The sequence below is a fragment of the Photobacterium angustum genome, from assembly GCF_002954615.1.
GTDB classification, from domain to species: Bacteria; Pseudomonadota; Gammaproteobacteria; order Enterobacterales; family Vibrionaceae; genus Photobacterium; species Photobacterium angustum_A.
The window spans coordinates 1,551,441-1,570,259 of record NZ_MSCJ01000001.1; the positions used below are offsets into that span (position 1 = coordinate 1,551,441).

The window sequence follows — 18,819 nt, forward strand, 5'->3', positions numbered from 1 at the left end:
GGGTTATTTCTCGTTTTATCTTTTCAATGTCGCACTTTGAAACAATATTTATACCTATTCTTTTTCCGCATCTTATATCATTTGCTCATTCTGTTATGAGCACTCTCGACAATGCGAATACTACTCACCTTTCTTAGCCTTATTGTTCTTGTCTTTATCCCTTGTTCTGCATTGGCAAAAACAAGTGAGCAACAAGCTCAGATCACCTTAGGCCGCTATTTATTTAATGATGTTCGCTTATCAAAGCTCGGCAATCGCAGCTGTGGCCTTTGCCATGCTGTCGATCTTGGTTGGACAAATCGATTTAGCAAAGTTCCTGATATCAATGGCAACCCAACAACGCTAAACACGCCAGCATTACTTAATGTTGCCCAATATGACCAATTCATGCAAAGTCGCGAAGGATTACAGACACTAGAACAAGCTATTTTGTTGCCTTTATTTGGCACAACCCCAACAGAAATGGGGATGACAGAGCCGTTATTATTACAACGTTTACAACAAGCGTCTGATATCTATACCCCACTATTTGAAGCCAGTTATCAATCAGCAGATATCACAACCCAGAAAGTCATTGACGCATTAGCGAAGTATGTAGAAACAATTCAAAGTGTTGATACGCCCTATCACCGTTATTTATCTGGTGATACTGATGCGCTAAATAAAGAGCAAAAGCTAGGATTAGCACTGTTCAATAGTGATCGCCTAAAGTGCTCACAGTGCCATGGTGGCGAGCTATTAAATACCCCTAAAAACAACACCGATCCACTTTATGTCAGCACAGGGTTGTACGGTATAAAAAATAAAGATGGTAAATACTTATACCCTGAAAATGAACGTGGCAAAGCCAGTTTTAGCCATAAAGAAAGTGACGACGGAAAATACCGTATACCTTCATTGATCAATGTGAGCGAAACAGCACCTTGGGGGCATGATGGCAGCGTACAATCACTCGAGCAGTATATTGAACATTATGCTGCCGGTGGACGAATGCTGACGATAGGAAAAAATGCAGGAGATGGTCGTTATCATCTCAATAAAGACAACAAGATCTCAGGCTTTAGTTTATCGAATAAAGAGAAAAAAGCGCTCGTTGCTTTTCTCAACAGCTTAACCATAAATCGACTACCAGCACAGCAACACCAAGATCCCTTTTGCCAGTTAGTCCCATTAAAAAATAAAAAAGACAGCCCGAACTGTCTTCCACCTTTTAAAGTGAAGTCATGAACACCATAAACAAGACCATGAAAAAGACGATTCAGCTAATAACAATAAGCACCTTGCTAAGCCAATCAATGGCCGTAAGCGCGAACACCGACATTAACCCTGAACACAAAGGACGTAATGATTATTTTGCCAAAAGTTATCAGCCATTATGTAACTTGCCAACAAAGACTATTGCTACAGCTTCAACACTTGAAGAGGCCAGCCAGCAAGAATTTATTTTAAATAAAGAATTAGGCTTATCCACCCAGCTAAATTCCCAAGGTGAAGCTTATATTCAACTGGCGATCAAAGAGTGGAATGAGAAGTTTATCGTCGGTGTTACACCGAAAACCCAAGTATCGATGGCGGGTGCTGATATTCAAGGCGCAGATATTGTTAACTTGCAATGTGCCGAGCAATCACAATACCTTACCCACTTAAACACCCACGAATGGGGAAGCTATACTCTGAAACTCACAGGTAAGCCAAACCAGTTAGTGAAAGTACAAATCACCACAACAGATAAGTAGAAACAAGCCTGAGCAATCTTTGCTTAGGCTTATTGTTTCAAACTTATAAACCTGTGTTGCGGTGGTATTCTTGCTCAGCAAATTCTTTGCCTTTTTGTGCCGCCGCCGCACAAGACTCTGGTGCAATATCACCACGCTCAGTCACATATTGCTTAAGCTCCGCCGCTTTCTCTGTGCGATTAAAAAATTCATGATAGCCAATATTTTTACATAGCTCCCATGACGATACACCCGCTGCATTTTTTAATGTATAGCTATTTGATGGCGTTCCAGCACACCCCACTAGCCCGAATGCAATCAGTGAAAATAACACCTGCTTTTTCATCAAAAATCCTTTGTTTCAACTTTATCTCAATGATTTGACATACAATATCACATCATCTCTTACTTATGTTTTAGTATAAACATGATACTGATTCAAAGCCTCATTATTGATTAGACGTTAATAGGATAATTTCCTAATATACGCATGGTTCAAATACGTTTATGATCGTTGCTAATGTAACCTTCATCGCTAGAGCTATTTTTAGGATTCACCATGAGCAATTTTAATCTTTATACCGCCCTTTTACCTTGTTTCGATTGCCGTCAACAAAAAGCAGAAGCAAGCTTAGGTTGGCTAACCCCTGCTATGCATGAAGCGGTTCTTGCGCAAGTTAATACCATCATTACAGCGAGCAATGATTACCCTGATGATCTTGTTACCACTATCACTTGTTCTGTTGATGAAGCTAAGTATTACCTATTGTTAAATGCATTTGCTTATTCAGAAGAAGAAATGCAAACAACAGGCGTAGATCCAGACGACCTTGTTGAAATTGAAAAAGAAATCAAAGCAAACAAGAATGCTGATGGCATGATTGAGCTTGAACATGACATTGCGCTACAAGGCTGTACTACTTGCTGCCCTGACGCATAATTCCATACTATTTACTATGGTGTACGCTATGTGCGCCATAGTCATATTCCCCCTCTCGCCTCAACCATACCGCCTTAAGACTTGAAATTACGCTGACTAGCCCCATTTTATTAATACGACAATTAATAATAAGAGCAAAAATAAGATGAACAGCCCTATTTTAGATGACTTAAATTGGCGTTATACCACCAAGAGTTACGATCCTAATAAAACCATCTCAGCAGAAAATATTGCCATTATTTCAGAAGCACTACGCTTATCAGCATCATCAATCAACTCGCAGCCATGGCGCTTTATTATTTTAGAATCAGATGATGCTAAACAACGATTTAGCAATACCTTTGAGACTAAGTTTTTAGCCAATAAACCTCACGCAACTAACGCCAGCCATATCATTTTATTTACTCACAACCCTCATTATTCGATTGAAGATTTTGAAGCTGTGATAGATAAAAATATTCTTGATGGCCGAATTAAACCAGAGAAAAAAGACGATGCAGTGAGCAAGTTTAGCTTTGCGGATTTATACACCGAGCCGAGTGGTTACAATGCTAATTGGACAAAAGCACAACTGTATCTTGCTTTCGGTAATATTCTGCATGTTCTTGCACGATTAAAAATAGACTCAACACCACTTGAAGGTATTGACGTAAAACGTGTTGAGAAAGAATTCAGCCAAGAGTTAGATGGCTTCTCATGCCCTGTCGCACTAGCGATTGGCTACCATGATGAATCTGATTTTAATGCTCGTTTACCTAAATCTCGTATGCCATTAGAAACTGTTGTTCATAAAATCTAACAGCATGTGGAATGATAAAGTGATAGGTGAACCTTAAATAATAAGCCAACACACTAATAACATTATTCAACCAGTTGATGGTTTATTATCTATTAACTATAAAAAAGCCGCTGATTAATCAGTGGCTTTTTCTTTTAAAACTTGGCGAAGAGATAGGCTATGAATTCTCGATACGCGATAAAACAATAGTAACCACCAAACGTTACGCATAGTAAAAATGCCACGCGTGCAAATCACGCTTTAGCTATTTGTTATGTAAATTATTTCAGCGCAATGTAGACGCTAACTTTACTAGCACTTTCGTAATGCTCAAAATCTGTTGTATAAGCCCTTTCATGCGCACAATTAGAAGAAGCAAAGTACGACCAAACAGACTGCCACGCGGCGATAACGGCAGCAGGAAACTCACCTTCGGATTCAAACTTAAGGTAAGAGCCAGATAGAACAGATACCGATGACAGCGCAACATTTGAAGAGGATATTTCATCCGCCCCCATCAAAACATCAAAGTAGCCATCAACATCAGACTCGTAATTGCAGTAGACACTATAAGCCCTTGCCCCCGATTGATAATTGATGACTAAGTTCGCATCAACGTATTCAACATGTTTTGGTATATTCGCCGTTTCAGGATTCATCTCAATTTCATTGCGGGTTCTTAGAACTAAACCTTGGATTTCAAAACCTTTTACTTCAACAACTTCCATTTTTTACTCCATTGACATAACGACTGCAATAAGGTGTGCCCCGCTGAACTAACCAAGCACACTGAACTCTATACCCAACAACTACCAAGTTGTAACGAATCATCTTAATTGCTTTGCTATGCCCGGCAAAATAGTAGAGCAACAACAGGGTAGTACTTGCCGTCATGACTTGAATGTTTTTGGGACATATTTGGACAGCACCAGGCTATAGCACCTACGTTAAATGACGGTAAGGCTTCAATAAATTTACTCACGTCTTCATCATTAGCTCTATCTGACTGAGAGTATGGTGCTACAAATACTACTCCTATCTTTTCACCTTCATCTTTAATCTTTCGGACATCAGAAAGTGCACCAAACAACTGCGATTTAACCAAATTTGTATATTGTTTTTTATTTAGAATATTTGGAAAAGAGACTTTGGCTTCAATAAAAGCACCGATTGATTTATCTGCTAAATAAAGGTCATTCCTACCTTTAGAGTCTTCACCGTCATCTGCGACTTTTATGGTCTGAAACTCTTCAAGAGCTATCATGCCACTTCTCCAAGCAGCCCCAGCCAATATGCCTACATTTGCCCTTTCGTTATACCAATAAGGAAGATCATCTCCATCCCATACTGATATATAATCTTGTATGCACTCAATCCAGCTTAAAAGAAGTGACCTATACGACAAAAGGCTTTCATCACGAATATGAACACCTGAACTAACCATTTTTATCCTCATCGTTTTAAGGGGCGAAAAACGATAGCTTCACGCGAAAATACCACATTAAATGCCATAAATTAATTTAACAAAAATAGCGGAGCGTTTTTCGTCAGCCTGAAACCCCTAGTTATACTTATTTTTTCTCGACGGCTTTAGTAGCTACAACAGCTAAACCCAACGATAGAATCAAAAATGCCAAGCGTTGGAAAACACTCTTAAATGCTTTGTTAGCTTTTAGTTGTACTCTCCAACCATGAATTCATCCGTGCAATATAGTTATCAAGCTCTGCATTTTGCGAGGTAAATAGAACTAAGGTTGACTCCCAATACTCTAAGTCAGATTCATCGTGACGCTGAGGATAGATGTCTTTGCACTCAAAGAACATATAATTTAGTCGAGATATGAAGTAGAGATCATTGAACACTACCATCTCAACAATATTTTTATAAAACACATCTAAGTCAAAGAAATCATTAAAGATTACACTAAGTATATGAGGTACTTTTTGTCTTTCGACATCTATGCTTTTAATACCAAGCTGACTACTTATTGCATCTATTTGATGCTTGTTTCCAACTTCAACCTGACGATAAAGCATATCAAAATAAGGAGATTTGTTTACCAATGGAGTGATAAGTTCTTCAAACCTACTTACAATTTCCATTCGCTTTTCTGTGCAGTAAGGAAGCCTTTTGTAAGTTATAACGATGTCCCCCTCATATGTATAACCTTCTTCACTACAAGCTTGTTCTAGCAAGCTATTAAACTTTTTAACAAACGAAGGAAAAAGAAAATTTGGAGCAACTTCTTCGATTATTAACTCACAGGCCAGTTCTAACTCTTTAATCTTTGTTTTTGCTAGGGACAAATAGTTGTTGATCTCTTCCTTTATTTGAGAGATTCGCTCTGCTTGCTCTTTTGTTAAACTTGTATTTGAAAGTTGCTTGTCCAGATCCACTTTTAGTAATTGTTTAAATAACACCTTTATGACCGAGATGTACTCTTCTAAATGAATTCGTTGAACTGTGAGACCATTTCCTTGATGGTATAGCTTATTTCTAATTCCATGGAAAAATTCAACTCGGGCTAAATCTTTTAAGCTGATTCCTTGTCTACTACTTTTGACGCCCTCAACAACGTCATGGAAACCCTTGCGAATTATGGTGTAACGTTCGTCTTCCGACGTTGTTGATCCTGTAATTTTCTTAGGAAGACCTAAATAGGTCTTTAGTAACATTTCTGCTCCAACATCTAATAACAGGAAAGCAATTAAGTTATCTTCTTCACTCTTTTTTCTTGCATGGTTGATAGCCTCACTCACGATTTTTACGGGCGCTTTTTGCCAAGCTTCTAAATTTTCTTTACTCATCTACTTTCATCTCTAAATCTAATATAAGCTAACAGTGTATTAATAAGTATTCTTACTTTCACGTAAAAAACTCATAAAATATCTTCATCGTACTCAATATAATCTCTACATATCATGAGGTTGGTAGCATTATTTAACACCAATACTTTATGGAAGTATCTGAAAAATAAGAGGTGTATTTAATCTGTCTTATTAAATACAAAACGGAACTCAAACGAGAAAACCACCACGTTTCATTACCACTGTTTATACACATTAAATAAAATTAGTGCAAAATCACGTTAATACGATAGGAATGAGTATCTGTTCGAGATAATAAAAGGGAAAATATGAGTGAGCCGAATAACTCACTCATTTGTAAACATAAGTGCGTAGAGTACAAACCGTACAATACGCACTAGTGTTTTAGTAAATTTCAGGATAAATACTATCTCCCATTCACTCATCTTTATTGATACCCAATATTTTATCGCACCAAGCTATAATTTTTTCAGCATAGAGAGTCAGAATACCAAGACCTAGCAATAAGAAAATGTAGATCCATCCAAGCCAGTAAAAAATTTTCGGTACATTTGGAGCAATAACTGCGGCTACACTACCAAACGACATTAATAAAAAAAATATTTCCCAGAATGCTTTCTTCATAGCAAACCTCTAACTTTAGTTAATAGAACACCAACGTTAGCATGCCTTTTTTATTTCCAAAGTCAGCGTACTGCGACCTTACAAGCTCGCTTGGGATGCTTATTTAATAGAAATGGCAGTAATGAATTTTCAGACATAAGCGGTTATGCAGTTGCCACAATTAAAACTAATCGTCTTAGGAAAAGTAAAGGTAGCAGTAGCACTTATTACAGACATTGCTCTAGATAAAGAAGGTATGTAATAAATACAGGAAAGTAGTTTGTTTTGAACTCTTTGTATCACTCCATTGGCATGAGTAGTTTCAATACTCTAGATACAAAAAAGCCGCTGATTAATCAGCGGCTTTTTCGTTTTAAATATGGCGGAGAGATAGGGATTTGAACCCTAGATACGCTATAAACGTATGCCGGTTTTCAAGACCGGTGCTTTCAACCACTCAGCCATCTCTCCATGGCGCGAATAGTAGCGAAGTGAATACCGAGTGTAAATAGTAGTAAGTGTTATCTGGACAGTCTTTAATCGAATTTAACGGATTATTATTTTGGAACACCGCAATCTGTTAAAAAACGTTCAAAACCGTATTTTTCTAGCCATTCCAATTGTTCAGTGGAACTCACTAAGAAGCGACCAATAAAATTAACCCCATGCCCTTTTATTTCGCCAACTTGATTCTTTGTACGAGGAATAAGCAACATCCAGCGTTGCGTTAATAATATATTATACGGGTGACATTCTGTTAAACCATTGATACTCGATGTCATATACAGCTGCATTGATTCCATAACCGACAAGTAATGCTGGTAGAGTTCTGCTGCATTCAAATATTCGAATATTATCAAGTCATGTTTAAAGGGTAATAGACCCTGAAGAATTGTCTTTTCTAATGGCAGTGATGTTCTAATTAGCTGCATATGCCTATGCATTTGACTAGAACCTGCTATCGCACCTGAATTAAAAAAACCTAAGACGCTATCATCCGTTATTCCTTGTACCCAAGCTTCAAAATCTTTTAAAACTAATGGCGACGTTTGAGGAATATAATTTTTCGCACAGATAAGTAGATGCGGAACAACAATAGGAAATTTATTTAATAAACAAACGTGTTGTTCTCCAATCGTGTTGATATATGCTGAGGGATTATAAGGTGATACAAACGGATCATGAGTTGCTACAGATGGAGAATGTTTAACTTTCATATTCTCTGTTTCTACATTAACAATGAACTCTATCCCATTTTGCTCAATGATAAGATCGTTTGTTATTAACGGTAGTAACTCACCAGACGCTAATCCCTTGTTTGACTTTTCATAACCGATATCCCACAGCATATTCTTTCCTTTACTACTTATTTAGTAGTCTTCATCAATCTCGGGGGTACATTCTTCGCAACTTTGTAAAGCAATCTCGTGTTTAAACATTGCAACACCTTCTGATGTCATATGCTCTGAAGTGAGATCATTAACTTCGGTTGAATCTTCTGAATTAACTTGGCCATGGTTAATTTCATGTTCAGAATAACCATAATAGTTCAGTAACAAATAATCACGAGCTTCATCTTCTGAACATATGATACTGACTGAAAAATACTCTTCGTAGTCTGTATCTGATTGAGATAGTACGTTTTTTATCTGTTCGAGAACATCATCTTTCATACTTGGTGTAAACCATCCAAGTTCAGTTTTCGCCATTCGTTTATGACAGATAAAGCAAGGTAAATCTTCGCTATAATATTTAAAGTTAGTCATTGTGAAACTCCATAAAAGAGGTACACGACAAAATATTCCTAATATAAATAAATTAATACCTATAAAAATGGAATTTTGTGTTGCGGTTTGAGCTTTTATTCTATAAATAATAACGTTAGCGAGATCATATATTTTATAAATATAACCTCTCTACCAATTTAATTGACTCAAGATCACAAGTTAACAACTTAATTACATACTTTATATTTTTAATAGCTATTCTTAAAAATCACAAATTGAATGCTTACAGGATGTAAGATAAGCATTGCTCTTAAATGGATTAGGAGGTTCAATCGAAATGGAAAATAATAAAGACACAAAAAATCAATGGATTATACCCACAGGGATCAGCTTACTTATGGCTGTACTTGGTGTTGTTATACTATCTCCATTTATTAACATTTAATTTAAATGGGGAGTTTCTTCTCCCCATTTACTTCTTACTAAACATTAACTTACAGAGTTCATATTGAATGGATAATAATATTTTGGCATTTCAGAAAGCCGGTTAATATTTTTTTGTTCTTTTTCTGTTAATACTAAATTATCTCTTTCACCGTATAAAGCAGATTGAAATATAAGCCAACTATTAAGAAATAATTTATCTCCTGTTTTGGCTGTATAATCCAATAACTTATATGTAAAATCTTTTTCTTTATTTATAACACACCGCTGAAGAGCCGTATTATTCAATTCATTAAGTATTATCTTTTTTCTTTCTAAAGGTAGACTGCTTAACCATGGATCATTAATAGGTTTTAATTTTCTATTTTCAAGTAATTGACATTGATGAATTTGATTCTCATATTCTTGCTTAACTTTTAACAACTGCATTTTCTCTGAAGAGCCATTCATACTTAATGAAAATGAAGGAAAAGAGATAATTAAAAATATATACAATAAATTATACACTTATAGCTACTCAATAATAAATAATGATTCAGTGAAAAACATTAATTAAATGATGTTTTATATATCAGACGGCAACCTTACAACAATAATTAATGTAAAACAATAAAGATATTTATCGATAAAAAATACAAATTATAACCATAAAAATTTCTTGTTTAAATTATTAGATTTTCATTTTAATTTGATTGTTTAAACTCATTTTTTACTACAAAATAATCTCAATTAATAACGCTGTCTTTTTCATACACACTATGTTTAGGGATAAAATAATGCATTTCGAACAGCAATTAGCCTTAGCGCATCAAGAATTAACTCGCTATGGTATTCAGGCATCGAATAGTCATCCTATAAGTTTTCAATTATTGCACTGGTCAGGTTTACAAGCGCCTCTCCCTCATTATGGTCACTTCAAAACCAACTTTTCCATTTTTTCTGCATGGTATAGCCTTATTTTTGCGATCATTTTCATTCTTGCAGAAATAATCAGTGACACACCTATTGCTCTCATTTCGGCTATTTTTACCTCTTTATTTGCAGGTCTAACTGCAGGAATTTCAATGGCTACTTATTATTACTACAGTGCTAAACGTTTTAATTTGAGCCCTTGGCACCAGTTAAAATAGTTTTAATGGCAGACCCAAACACGACTTCTTTTATTTCTGATTTAATTCCCCTATTAAGCTATGTATAAAACGCATGGCTTAAATGTATTTTATTCATTTGTTTAAAAAATTTATCTCTATATTATCCGCCGCTCGCATTTTAACGCACGCTGCACACTAAAATTTAGAGACAATCATGTTTTCACAATCAACACCTGCACAACTTATTCGCATGCTTGCGCTCCTTGTTATCACTTTGGTTGCTGTTCATCATTGCCAACCATTATTAGATGCCCTTGCTAAACATGCGACAAATGGCGGCTGCCACCAACAAAACATGATGGATGATGAGCAACCTATGTCTCACCACCACATGCATTAGTTATCAACACTTCCCTATAAATATAATTCACTTATACGAGTACCCTTAATGAGTATTTTTCGCTTTCCTCTCCTAGTTTGGTTAGGTATTGGCATTTTAATTTTTAGCCTAGGGATCAGGCAGTCTTTCGGTATTTTTATGATGCCCATATCTGACACTTTTGGCACAGGACGTGAGTTTTTCAGTTTTGCTATCGCCTTACAAAACCTATTATTTGGCTTTTTCCAACCTTTTATCGGCATGGCATCTGATCGTTTTGGCTCAAAGAAAATCATCATCGGTGGTGCCATTGCGTATGGGTTAGGTTTATATCTTACCTCTATCGCAACCGAGCCAAGCATGCTGTATTTGAGTATTGGTGCTTTAATTGGCTTGGGCTTAAGTGCAACAAGCTACGTGATCATCTTAGGTTCTATTGCGCGTGTTGTTCCCGCAGAGCACACAGCAAAGGCATTTGGCTTAACCACATCAGCAGGATCATTTGGTATGTTTGCTGTGATCCCGGGTGCTCAAGCGTTACTTAATCAATTTGATTGGCAAACAGCAATGCAGATATTCGCTCTACTTTGTTGCATGATGATCGCTTTTGCTGCCTTTATGAAAACGGCTAATGAAGATAGCTCTAGCAATACACCTGTGGTTGACGATAGCCAAACATTATCAGAAGCTTTAAAGGAAGCATTTCAAAATAAAAGCTATTGGTTAATTCACTTAGGTTTCTTTGTCTGCGGTTTTCACGTTATGTTTATCGCGACGCACTTACCAAGCTATTTAGCAGATAAAGGTTTACCTGCACAAACAGCCGCTATGGCGCTGGCCTATGTCGGTATCTTTAATATCTTCGGATCTTATTTCTGGGGAATTATGGGGGACCGATTCGACAAGCGCTATGTAATGACATCACTCTACCTTGTAAGAACAGTTGTTATTGCAGCGTTCGTTACACTACCTGTAACTGAAAACACAGCAGTTATTTTTGGTGGGGCTATCGGTTTTTGCTGGTTAGGGACTGTGCCATTAACTTCTGGTCTAGTTCGACAAATATTCGGTGCGAGATACTTATCTACTTTGTACGGTCTGGTTTTCTTTACTCACCAAGTGGGGAGTTTTTTAGGTGCTTGGGTCGGTGGGCGTATTTACGACTATTACCATTCATACACACCTATCTGGTGGCTAACTGTTGTTATGGCATTTATTGCTGCGCTAGTGCACTTACCTATTAACGATAAGCCTCTTCCTCGTTTACTTGCTCACCACGCAAGTTAAACGCAAAAAAAAAGCCCTACTAATTTTCATTAATAGGGCTTTATTCAGCTCTTTCTAATTGAAAGTGTCTCCGTCGATTACTTGTTTAAGTACTCGCCTTGACGAAGTGCTTCAATACGTTTTTCTAGTGGCGGGTGAGTCATAAATAATTCAGATAATGACTTCTTACCATTAATACCAAACGCCATCATTGAGCCTTCTAATTGTGGCTCGTGGCTCACTTTTAGACGCTCAAGCGCTGCGATCATTTTCTCACGACCAACAAGCTTTGCAGAGCCAGCATCAGCATAGAATTCACGATGACGGCTGTACCACATTGTTAGAATGCTTGCTAAGAAGCCGAATAGAATTTCCATGATGGTTGATACGATAAAGTATGTCATGTAGCTACCGCCACTTCCGCCTTCTTCATCGCTATTATTCACACCACTGATTGCGCCAGCCACTAAACGTGAAACGAAAATAACAAAGGTATTCACAACACCTTGCATTAACGTCATTGTTACCATGTCACCATTAGCCACGTGACTCACTTCGTGAGCAAGCACAGCTTCAGCTTCATCACGTGTCATACTGTGTAATAAACCTGTAGAAACAGCTACAAGTGAATCATCACGCTTCGCACCTGTTGCAAATGCGTTAATATCTGGTGAATCATAAATAGCGACTGTTGGCATACCAATACCCGCCTGTTGTGCTTGGCGAGATACTGTTTCCATCAACCAGTGTTCTGTTTCGTTACGTGGGCTTTCGATAACCACACCACCAACAGAACGAAGGGCCATTGACTTTGACATCATCAAAGAAACCAATGAACCACCAAAACCAAATAGTGCAGCCATAACTAGCAAACCAGAAAGGCTACCGGGTTGCATCCCTGTTACAGCATAAACAATGTTCAATACAACACTGAACACCAGCATTACTGCTAAGTTTGTTAATAAAAACAATGCAATACGCTTCATATTTCTAATATTCTCCACTTAGAAATTATTTCAATTCCTACCGTTATCAGTAGAATCGATGCTATCTCTTAATACTGACTCTATACTAAACAAAGCCTGTAACTTAACATTATATTCAATGAATATACGTATGATTTAAAGAGTTTAATTGTTACTAATTCTTTATATATGTTCAAAGAGGCAATTTATCAATAGCGAACATTGACAAAGGTTTTCCTTTATTAATTTAATATAGTCAATCTACGCTGCTGTTTTATCCTCTTTTTAACTACCAATATAAAATTAATTTCATATTAATTACGAATAAAAAACCAACATTATCAAAAAGTTACGACTTACGCATATGCAATATAATACTTATTAGACTTTAGTCTTATTGCTTAAGATAACATTCTCGACTATTGTGATTGTGTTTTAAAATTAGACAAAACATTGAACCAGGGAGGATTCATGGCTAGTAAAGAGAATTACCAAGTTGCCGTTGATATTTTACGTTGTCACCTTGGCATGTCTTTAGAAGAAGCTCATAAAGAGCTTGGCATTGATCAGGTAGCAAAAACGTCAGCAACAGAAACACAAGAATTACTCATGGGTCTTAACCAAGATAATTAATTTGTGTATGCTCAGTTATACAGAAAAAGGCACTCAATGAGTGCCTTTTTCTTATTCTTTGTATTAAAAATACGATGATTAAATCCTATAACCCAAGCTTTTCTAATTGAATATACGATGATAAATCACGCTTATTAATACCTGGCATATAGGGGATCTCACCTAATTTCACACCAGGTAAATTAAGCTCAAGCATTTTTATCATTTCAGCGTAATTTTCAACCCCAGGGTTAACACGATTAGCAACCCAGCCAACCAGTTCTAAACCGTCAGCTTCAATAGCTTCAGCCGTTAGCATCGCGTGGCTTAAACAACCTAATTTAATACCTACCACTAAAATTACAGGCAACTTTTCTCGTTTAACCCATGTAGATAAGAAATCGGTGCGTGTTACGGGCACACGCCAACCACCCGCCCCTTCCACTAATACCACATCAGATTTAGCTTTAAGGTGCGCTAATCCCTGTGAAAGCACATCAAAATCAATGGTTTTACCTTCTCTTTCTGCAGCCAAATGCGGAGAGACAGGCTCTTTAAACGTATAAGGATTCACTTCTTGATAAGTAAGCTCAACCGGTGAGGCTTCTTGTATAAATAAAGCATCTGAATTGCGAAGTCCTTCGGCTGATTCTTCACTGCCTGAAGCGATAGGCTTATAACCTGCCATTTGAATATTGCGCTGACTGGCCGCTTGTAAAATAGCGCGACTACTGACTGTTTTACCGACTTCGGTATCCGTCCCAGTAAGGAAAAAAGCATTAGTCATTAATTAAAACTCCAAAACAAACTTGATAAGTGGCGGGTAATAAATTGCTTTCATCACGATAGGCATCATAGGCATGCTCTAACGCGTTCAATGTTTGACGCCCTAATAACACATTTTTCCTTTTTTGTTGCAAATGTGTAGCGCCAATACCTTTTAGATCTTTCATTAACCCTAGTGCTGATGGGTAATGAACGACTATGGGTGAGAATACTAATTTATCAACCTGTGTTCCTGTTTGCGCCAGCGCAACTTTTATTTCATTTTCTGTTTTAAAATCATTAACATGTTGATGCTGATCAACTTGTGCCCATGCATCTTTTAACTCATATAATGAGCCATCAACCAGCGTTGTGAAAAAGATCATACCGCCCGGTCGAACAATACGTTTTAATTCTTTAAGTGGTACAGCTAAATCATCACACCACTGTAACGCCAAGCTACTAAAAGCAATATCATAGCTATTGTCTGCCAATGGCAAATTTTCAGCATCAGCCAATAGATAATCACAGTCGCTATTACAGCGTTGTTTAGCTTGCGCCAACATTTCTGAAGACAGATCTGCAGCCGTCACATTAAAGCCAAGCTTTACCAGCTCCGCACTAAAATAGCCTGTTCCACAACCTATATCGATCGCTTTTTTATGGCTTCCTACGGCATGAAGATGAGGTAATTCCTCTAATAATAAATGCCCAACTTTACGTTGAAATGCCGCTGCGTTATCGTAATTTTTCGCCGCTTTACCAAAAGCCGATGCAACCGCTTGTTTATCTATTAGCATCGCTGGCTCGGTATTTAACGCCGTATTAAATTTATCCATTATATTGCTCATTAATCACCTCATTTAATGATGCAGCAAGCAGACGAATATCTTTATCGTTATGTGTTGCTGTTAATGTGACGCGAAGACGAGCTGTATTTTGAGGAACCGTCGGAGGACGAATAGCACCTACCCATAATCCACGCTGTTTTAACTGCTCAGATATCGCGATAGTTTGTTCACTACTACCAATAACTATCGGTTTTATAGGGGTAATGGTGTGCTGCAACGGTATTGCAGAATCGAGTTGCTGGGTGAACAAATCACTTAACGCTGTTAATTTTTCTCGTCGCCAAGGCTGTTGCTGTATCACTTCACATGCTTTACTTAATGTATAGGCTTGAGCTGGCGGCATCGCTGTTGAGTAAATAAAGTGTCGTGCAAACTGAATCAAATATTCAGCAGTGTCGTTATCACATAATATTGCAGCGCCTTGGAGCCCAAACGCTTTCCCGAATGTGATCACTAAAATATCTGCTTTTATTCCGCTCGCAGCACAACTCCCTCTTCCTTCATCGCCAAGTACACCACACCCATGTGCATCATCAACCACTAACCAACTTTTTTGTTTATCACAAACATGACGTATTGCTTTAAGCGGTGAACAATCACCATCCATGCTAAATACGCCTTCTGTAATCACCATTCGTGCTTGGTTAGGTTCGAGGACTTGTTTATCAAGTAATCTATCTAGAGCATCAATATCATTATGTGGAAAACGCTTCATCATTGCTGGTGATAACATTCCCGCTTCCATCAATGAAGCATGATTCAACTTATCTTGGTAAACACTGTCGTGCTTTTGTAATAGCGTAAAAAGCAAAGCTTGATTTGCGCTAAATCCGCTATTGAAAAGTAATGCCCTGTCATAGCCGAGCCATTCAGATAATTGCGCTTCTAAATTTGCATGGGGAGAGTGGTAACCTGTCACTAATGGTGATGCGCCACTGCCAGCACCATATAGACTCAACCCTAGCTGCCATGCTTCGATGATTTCAGGTGACTGTGCTAATCCCAAATAATCATTACTTGAAAAGTTAACAAATGATTGTTGAACCGCAGAAATGTGCCCTGAATCATTACCCTGCTTACGAGATAAACAAGTACGGCTACGATAAAGCCTTTGTTTATCTCGTTCTGCTAACGCATGGCGAAAGCGTTGACTAAACAGAGGCATCGTAAAAGATGTCATCTTTAGTCGGGCGAGATGCCACACGGTGTGCCACTTTGCCTAATAATTCATGCTCTTGAACTTCATCAGGTTTCGCTGCTTGTTGCTCACTGTTAATCCCTAACTTAGCAAACAACTGCATGTCTTTATCTTCACCAGGGTTTGGTGTTGTCAGTAATTTGCAACCATAGAACACAGAATTAGCACCCGCCATGAAACAAAGCGCTTGCATCTGCTCATTCATGTCTTCACGACCGGCTGATAAACGTACTGCTGACATCGGCATAATAATACGGGCAACCGCAATAATACGAATAAAGTCAAAAGGATCGACATCATCAACACTTTCTAACGGTGTCCCTTTCACTTTTACCAACATATTAATTGGTACACTTTCAGGGTGAACAGGCAGGTTCGCTAGCTCAACCAATAATCCAGCGCGATCACGCGAGCTTTCACCCATTCCAATGATCCCACCTGAACAAATTTTCATCCCAGCATCACGAACATGAGATAACGTATCAAGTCGATCTTGATAAGTACGTGTGGTGATAATATTGCCGTAGTATTCAGGGGATGTATCAAGGTTATGGTTGTAATAATCTAAACCAGCATCGGCAAGCGTATCGGCTTGATCACTGGTGATCATACCCAGCGTCATACACGTTTCTAAACCCATTTCTTTTACGCCTTTAACCATATCGAGTAGATACGGCATGTCGCGCTCTTTCGGGTTCTTCCAAGCCGCTCCCATACAGAAACGGGTTGCGCCTGATTGCTTTGCTTTATTTGCAGCGTCTAGGACACGCTCAACTTCCAATAAGCGTTCCTTATCTACATCTGTACGATAATGAGCACTCTGTGGGCAATACTTACAATCTTCAGGACATGCGCCTGTTTTAATCGAAAGCAAAGTACTGACTTGTACTTGATTCGGCTGATGATATTGACGATGTACTTGCTGTGCTTCAAAGACTAAATCCATAAATGGTTTATCGAATAAAGCTTGGACTTCCTCTACTGTCCAATTATTACGTACTTCCACAGTCTGACCTCAATTATAGTTATCTTACGACTCACAAGGACTTGCTCGATCCTTCATGTTTTCCTATGTTTCACAGCTCTAGTTGTTAACGTCTTGTTTCACTTTTACTAAGTAAAAAGCTATTAAATGATAACTCTATGAACTATTACTACTTGGCTAGTCTACTAACAGCACGTAGACTGTCAACTATGGATAATAACAGAGGTTTACATCTGTGCAAAAAACAAACAATGTAGATATTGGTTTTGATAAAGAACACGTTTGGCATCCCTATACATCAACAGTTACTCCCCTACCTTGCTACCCTGTTACATCAGCCCAAGGCGTTTATCTCACCCTTGAAGATGGTACGCAGCTAATCGATGGTATGTCATCATGGTGGTCGACTATTCATGGTTATAATCACCCAGTTTTAACTGAAGCGGCAAAAGCGCAGCTTGATAAAATGTCACATGTGATGTTTGGTGGTATCACCCACCAGCCAGCCGTTGATTTGTGTAAAAAACTCATTTCCATCACGCCAGATCCTTTAGACAAAGTGTTTCTTGCCGATTCTGGCTCTGTTGCCGTTGAAGTTGCTCTTAAAATGGCATTGCAATATTGGCACGCACAAAATGAATCTCGTGCAAAATTTTTAACGGTTAGCCATGGCTATCACGGTGATACTTTTGCAGCGATGTCTGTGACTGATCCTACAAATTCCATGCACAGCATTTATAAAGGTTTTTTACCTGAGCATATTTTTGCCAAATCGCCAGAATGTGGGTTTGGGGATGATTGGGATGAAACTGACATTGCTGACTTTGAAGAAAAGATTCGTACTCATCATCAAGATCTTGCTGCTGTGATTATTGAACCTATTGTTCAAGGTGCAGGTGGCATGCGTTTTTACCATCCAACGTATTTAAAACGTATTCGTGAACTTTGTGATAAATACAATGTTTTACTTATTGCTGATGAGATTGCTGTCGGATTTGGTCGAACAGGTAAATTATTCGCCTGTGAACACGCAGAAATAAGCCCTGATATTATGTGTTTGGGTAAAGCATTAACGGGTGGGTATATGACCTTGTCAGCCACGCTGACCACCAAGCATGTCGCCGATACCGTTTGCAGCGGTGAAGCGCAATGCTTTATGCATGGACCAACATTTATGGGGAATCCCCTTGCTTGTGCCGTCGCAAACGCCAGTTTAGATTTGTTAGCAGAAAATAAATGGCAACAACAAGTCAAAAATATAGAGCAGCAATTATCGCTGGAACTTCCGTTAATTGCAGAACTTGAAAATGTAAACTCTGTCCGTTGGTTAGGTGCTATTGGTGTGGTTGAATTACATCACCCAGTTGAAATGAAAAGTATTCAAGAGAAGTTTGTCCAACAAGGCGTATGGGTTCGCCCATTTGGCAAACTTGTCTATATTATGCCGCCATTCATTATTAGCTCTTCACAGTTAACCCTACTAACAACGGCTATTAAAAAGGTTATAAGCTCAATATAACGGTCATTAATTCTAGCGAAAATATCGCATGATTTATCAAAAAGCAGACAAAAATCTTATTTATGTCTGCTTATACTTTAGGTCATGATGCCAGTACTAAAAAATAATAATAATTTAAGTACTGTATCGAAGAGAGTACGTCAGCTAGGGCT

Annotated in this window: 22 protein-coding genes and 1 tRNA gene; 9 read left to right on the forward strand and 14 right to left on the reverse strand. The window is 38.0% G+C overall.

The genetic code is table 11. The annotated features are described in order from the left end of the window. The first annotated feature begins 111 nt into the window (after window positions 1-111). Both BTO08_RS06740 and BTO08_RS06745 read left to right on the forward strand, forming a co-directional pair. On the forward strand, window positions 112-1,227 hold the full coding sequence (locus BTO08_RS06740; protein ID WP_105060408.1) for a cytochrome-c peroxidase: 1,116 nt from the start codon (window positions 112-114) through the stop codon (window positions 1,225-1,227). Continuing rightward, on the forward strand, window positions 1,224-1,736 hold the full coding sequence (locus tag BTO08_RS06745; RefSeq protein WP_105060409.1) for a hypothetical protein: 513 nt from the start codon (window positions 1,224-1,226) through the stop codon (window positions 1,734-1,736). The genes BTO08_RS06740 and BTO08_RS06745 overlap by 4 nt, the downstream gene beginning before the upstream one ends. A 43-nt stretch (window positions 1,737-1,779) precedes the next feature. Here BTO08_RS06745 and BTO08_RS06750 read toward each other — a convergent pair whose 3' ends face one another. Continuing rightward, window positions 1,780-2,061: a hypothetical protein gene (locus BTO08_RS06750; RefSeq protein ID WP_005367305.1), complete on the reverse strand. Its 282-nt coding sequence runs from the start codon at window positions 2,059-2,061 to the stop codon at window positions 1,780-1,782. A 213-nt stretch (window positions 2,062-2,274) separates the two neighbouring features. Here BTO08_RS06750 and BTO08_RS06755 point away from each other — a divergent pair, with 213 nt between their 5' ends. Together BTO08_RS06755 and BTO08_RS06760 are read left to right on the forward strand one after the other, a co-directional pair. Then, a complete protein-coding gene (locus BTO08_RS06755) occupies window positions 2,275-2,655 on the forward strand; it encodes a hypothetical protein (protein WP_105060410.1) in 381 nt (126 codons plus the stop codon). Between the two features lie 145 nt (window positions 2,656-2,800). Next, window positions 2,801-3,454 carry a nitroreductase family protein gene (locus tag BTO08_RS06760; protein ID WP_045147859.1) on the forward strand — a complete coding sequence of 218 codons (654 nt, stop codon included), beginning with the start codon at window positions 2,801-2,803 and terminating at the stop codon, window positions 3,452-3,454. Between the two features lie 260 nt (window positions 3,455-3,714). On the opposite strand, the gene BTO08_RS06765 is transcribed toward BTO08_RS06760, so the two are convergent. The 8 genes from BTO08_RS06765 to BTO08_RS06800 form a co-directional block, all read right to left on the reverse strand. Further along, window positions 3,715-4,161, reverse strand: coding sequence for a GyrI-like domain-containing protein (locus BTO08_RS06765; RefSeq protein ID WP_105060411.1), 447 nt, complete (start codon window positions 4,159-4,161; stop codon window positions 3,715-3,717). A gap of 116 nt (window positions 4,162-4,277) precedes the next feature. Then, window positions 4,278-4,877, reverse strand: coding sequence for a hypothetical protein (locus BTO08_RS06770; RefSeq protein WP_105060412.1), 600 nt, complete (start codon window positions 4,875-4,877; stop codon window positions 4,278-4,280). Between the two features lie 221 nt (window positions 4,878-5,098). After that, window positions 5,099-6,241, reverse strand: coding sequence for a hypothetical protein (locus BTO08_RS06775; protein WP_105060413.1), 1,143 nt, complete (start codon window positions 6,239-6,241; stop codon window positions 5,099-5,101). Between the two features lie 438 nt (window positions 6,242-6,679). Then, window positions 6,680-6,886 carry a hypothetical protein gene (locus BTO08_RS06780; protein ID WP_105060414.1) on the reverse strand — a complete coding sequence of 69 codons (207 nt, stop codon included), beginning with the start codon at window positions 6,884-6,886 and terminating at the stop codon, window positions 6,680-6,682. A gap of 359 nt (window positions 6,887-7,245) precedes the next feature. Next, window positions 7,246-7,336, reverse strand: a tRNA-Ser gene (locus BTO08_RS06785). A gap of 86 nt (window positions 7,337-7,422) precedes the next feature. Beyond that, window positions 7,423-8,214 carry a phosphorylase gene (locus BTO08_RS06790; RefSeq protein ID WP_105060415.1) on the reverse strand — a complete coding sequence of 264 codons (792 nt, stop codon included), beginning with the start codon at window positions 8,212-8,214 and terminating at the stop codon, window positions 7,423-7,425. Between the two features lie 21 nt (window positions 8,215-8,235). After that, on the reverse strand, window positions 8,236-8,631 hold the full coding sequence (locus tag BTO08_RS06795) for a hypothetical protein (protein ID WP_005367289.1): 396 nt from the start codon (window positions 8,629-8,631) through the stop codon (window positions 8,236-8,238). A gap of 450 nt (window positions 8,632-9,081) precedes the next feature. Beyond that, complete coding sequence (locus BTO08_RS06800; RefSeq protein ID WP_242446243.1) at window positions 9,082-9,543, reverse strand: hypothetical protein; 462 nt, start codon at window positions 9,541-9,543, stop codon at window positions 9,082-9,084. Window positions 9,544-9,812: 269 nt separating this feature from the next. Here BTO08_RS06800 and BTO08_RS06805 point away from each other — a divergent pair, with 269 nt between their 5' ends. The 3 genes from BTO08_RS06805 (at window position 9,813) to BTO08_RS06815 (ending at window position 11,793) form a co-directional block, all read left to right on the forward strand. Continuing rightward, window positions 9,813-10,166, forward strand: coding sequence for a DUF6404 family protein (locus BTO08_RS06805; RefSeq protein WP_005367285.1), 354 nt, complete (start codon window positions 9,813-9,815; stop codon window positions 10,164-10,166). 175 nt (window positions 10,167-10,341) lie between these two features. Continuing rightward, window positions 10,342-10,527, forward strand: a complete 186-nt coding sequence (locus tag BTO08_RS06810) for a hypothetical protein (protein ID WP_105060417.1) — start codon at window positions 10,342-10,344, stop codon at window positions 10,525-10,527. A 48-nt stretch (window positions 10,528-10,575) separates the two neighbouring features. Further along, complete coding sequence (locus BTO08_RS06815; RefSeq protein WP_105060418.1) at window positions 10,576-11,793, forward strand: MFS transporter; 1,218 nt, start codon at window positions 10,576-10,578, stop codon at window positions 11,791-11,793. 77 nt (window positions 11,794-11,870) lie between these two features. Here BTO08_RS06815 and htpX read toward each other — a convergent pair whose 3' ends face one another. Further along, window positions 11,871-12,758, reverse strand: coding sequence for a protease HtpX (gene htpX, locus BTO08_RS06820; protein WP_005367279.1), 888 nt, complete (start codon window positions 12,756-12,758; stop codon window positions 11,871-11,873). Window positions 12,759-13,208: 450 nt separating this feature from the next. Between htpX and BTO08_RS22315 the strand changes: the two genes are divergently transcribed. Further along, window positions 13,209-13,370 (forward strand): hypothetical protein, encoded by a 162-nt coding sequence (locus tag BTO08_RS22315; RefSeq protein ID WP_198038420.1) that lies wholly within the window; start codon window positions 13,209-13,211, stop codon window positions 13,368-13,370. An 85-nt stretch (window positions 13,371-13,455) separates the two neighbouring features. Here the strand turns inward: BTO08_RS22315 and bioD are convergent, their stop codons facing one another. From bioD to bioB, 4 genes are read right to left on the reverse strand one after another with little or no spacing between them, the layout of a single operon-like run. Continuing rightward, the gene (gene bioD, locus BTO08_RS06825) at window positions 13,456-14,136 is read right to left on the reverse strand and encodes a dethiobiotin synthase (protein WP_105060419.1); all 681 of its coding nucleotides are present in this window, start codon (window positions 14,134-14,136) and stop codon (window positions 13,456-13,458) included. Continuing rightward, window positions 14,129-14,953 carry a malonyl-ACP O-methyltransferase BioC gene (gene bioC / locus BTO08_RS06830; RefSeq protein ID WP_105060420.1) on the reverse strand — a complete coding sequence of 275 codons (825 nt, stop codon included), beginning with the start codon at window positions 14,951-14,953 and terminating at the stop codon, window positions 14,129-14,131. The genes bioD and bioC overlap by 8 nt, the downstream gene beginning before the upstream one ends. Beyond that, complete coding sequence (bioF, locus tag BTO08_RS06835) at window positions 14,946-16,130, reverse strand: 8-amino-7-oxononanoate synthase (RefSeq protein WP_105060421.1); 1,185 nt, start codon at window positions 16,128-16,130, stop codon at window positions 14,946-14,948. Before bioF ends, bioC begins: the two co-directional genes overlap by 8 nt. Continuing rightward, on the reverse strand, window positions 16,117-17,169 hold the full coding sequence (bioB, locus tag BTO08_RS06840) for a biotin synthase BioB (RefSeq protein ID WP_105060422.1): 1,053 nt from the start codon (window positions 17,167-17,169) through the stop codon (window positions 16,117-16,119). The genes bioF and bioB overlap by 14 nt, the downstream gene beginning before the upstream one ends. Window positions 17,170-17,383: 214 nt before the next feature. On the opposite strand from bioB, the gene bioA reads away from it, so the two are divergent. Next, window positions 17,384-18,667, forward strand: coding sequence for an adenosylmethionine--8-amino-7-oxononanoate transaminase (gene bioA / locus BTO08_RS06845; RefSeq protein WP_105060423.1), 1,284 nt, complete (start codon window positions 17,384-17,386; stop codon window positions 18,665-18,667). Window positions 18,668-18,819 lie beyond the last annotated feature (152 nt).

What these genes read in the sequence shown, in the direction of transcription:
- BTO08_RS06740 (WP_105060408.1), top strand. Translation starts at nt 112, where the DNA reads ATGCGAATACTACTCACCTTTCTTAGCCTTATTGTTCTTGTCTTTATC.
- BTO08_RS06745 (WP_105060409.1), top strand. Translation starts at nt 1,224, where the DNA reads ATGAACACCATAAACAAGACCATGAAAAAGACGATTCAGCTAATAACA.
- BTO08_RS06750 (WP_005367305.1), bottom strand. Translation starts at nt 2,061, where the DNA reads ATGAAAAAGCAGGTGTTATTTTCACTGATTGCATTCGGGCTAGTGGGG.
- BTO08_RS06755 (WP_105060410.1), top strand. Translation starts at nt 2,275, where the DNA reads ATGAGCAATTTTAATCTTTATACCGCCCTTTTACCTTGTTTCGATTGC.
- BTO08_RS06760 (WP_045147859.1), top strand. Translation starts at nt 2,801, where the DNA reads ATGAACAGCCCTATTTTAGATGACTTAAATTGGCGTTATACCACCAAG.
- BTO08_RS06765 (WP_105060411.1), bottom strand. Translation starts at nt 4,161, where the DNA reads ATGGAAGTTGTTGAAGTAAAAGGTTTTGAAATCCAAGGTTTAGTTCTA.
- BTO08_RS06770 (WP_105060412.1), bottom strand. Translation starts at nt 4,877, where the DNA reads ATGGTTAGTTCAGGTGTTCATATTCGTGATGAAAGCCTTTTGTCGTAT.
- BTO08_RS06775 (WP_105060413.1), bottom strand. Translation starts at nt 6,241, where the DNA reads ATGAGTAAAGAAAATTTAGAAGCTTGGCAAAAAGCGCCCGTAAAAATC.
- BTO08_RS06780 (WP_105060414.1), bottom strand. Translation starts at nt 6,886, where the DNA reads ATGAAGAAAGCATTCTGGGAAATATTTTTTTTATTAATGTCGTTTGGT.
- BTO08_RS06790 (WP_105060415.1), bottom strand. Translation starts at nt 8,214, where the DNA reads ATGCTGTGGGATATCGGTTATGAAAAGTCAAACAAGGGATTAGCGTCT.
- BTO08_RS06795 (WP_005367289.1), bottom strand. Translation starts at nt 8,631, where the DNA reads ATGACTAACTTTAAATATTATAGCGAAGATTTACCTTGCTTTATCTGT.
- BTO08_RS06805 (WP_005367285.1), top strand. Translation starts at nt 9,813, where the DNA reads ATGCATTTCGAACAGCAATTAGCCTTAGCGCATCAAGAATTAACTCGC.
- BTO08_RS06810 (WP_105060417.1), top strand. Translation starts at nt 10,342, where the DNA reads ATGTTTTCACAATCAACACCTGCACAACTTATTCGCATGCTTGCGCTC.
- BTO08_RS06815 (WP_105060418.1), top strand. Translation starts at nt 10,576, where the DNA reads ATGAGTATTTTTCGCTTTCCTCTCCTAGTTTGGTTAGGTATTGGCATT.
- htpX (WP_005367279.1), bottom strand. Translation starts at nt 12,758, where the DNA reads ATGAAGCGTATTGCATTGTTTTTATTAACAAACTTAGCAGTAATGCTG.
- BTO08_RS22315 (WP_198038420.1), top strand. Translation starts at nt 13,209, where the DNA reads ATGGCTAGTAAAGAGAATTACCAAGTTGCCGTTGATATTTTACGTTGT.
- bioD (WP_105060419.1), bottom strand. Translation starts at nt 14,136, where the DNA reads ATGACTAATGCTTTTTTCCTTACTGGGACGGATACCGAAGTCGGTAAA.
- bioC (WP_105060420.1), bottom strand. Translation starts at nt 14,953, where the DNA reads ATGGATAAATTTAATACGGCGTTAAATACCGAGCCAGCGATGCTAATA.
- bioF (WP_105060421.1), bottom strand. Translation starts at nt 16,130, where the DNA reads ATGCCTCTGTTTAGTCAACGCTTTCGCCATGCGTTAGCAGAACGAGAT.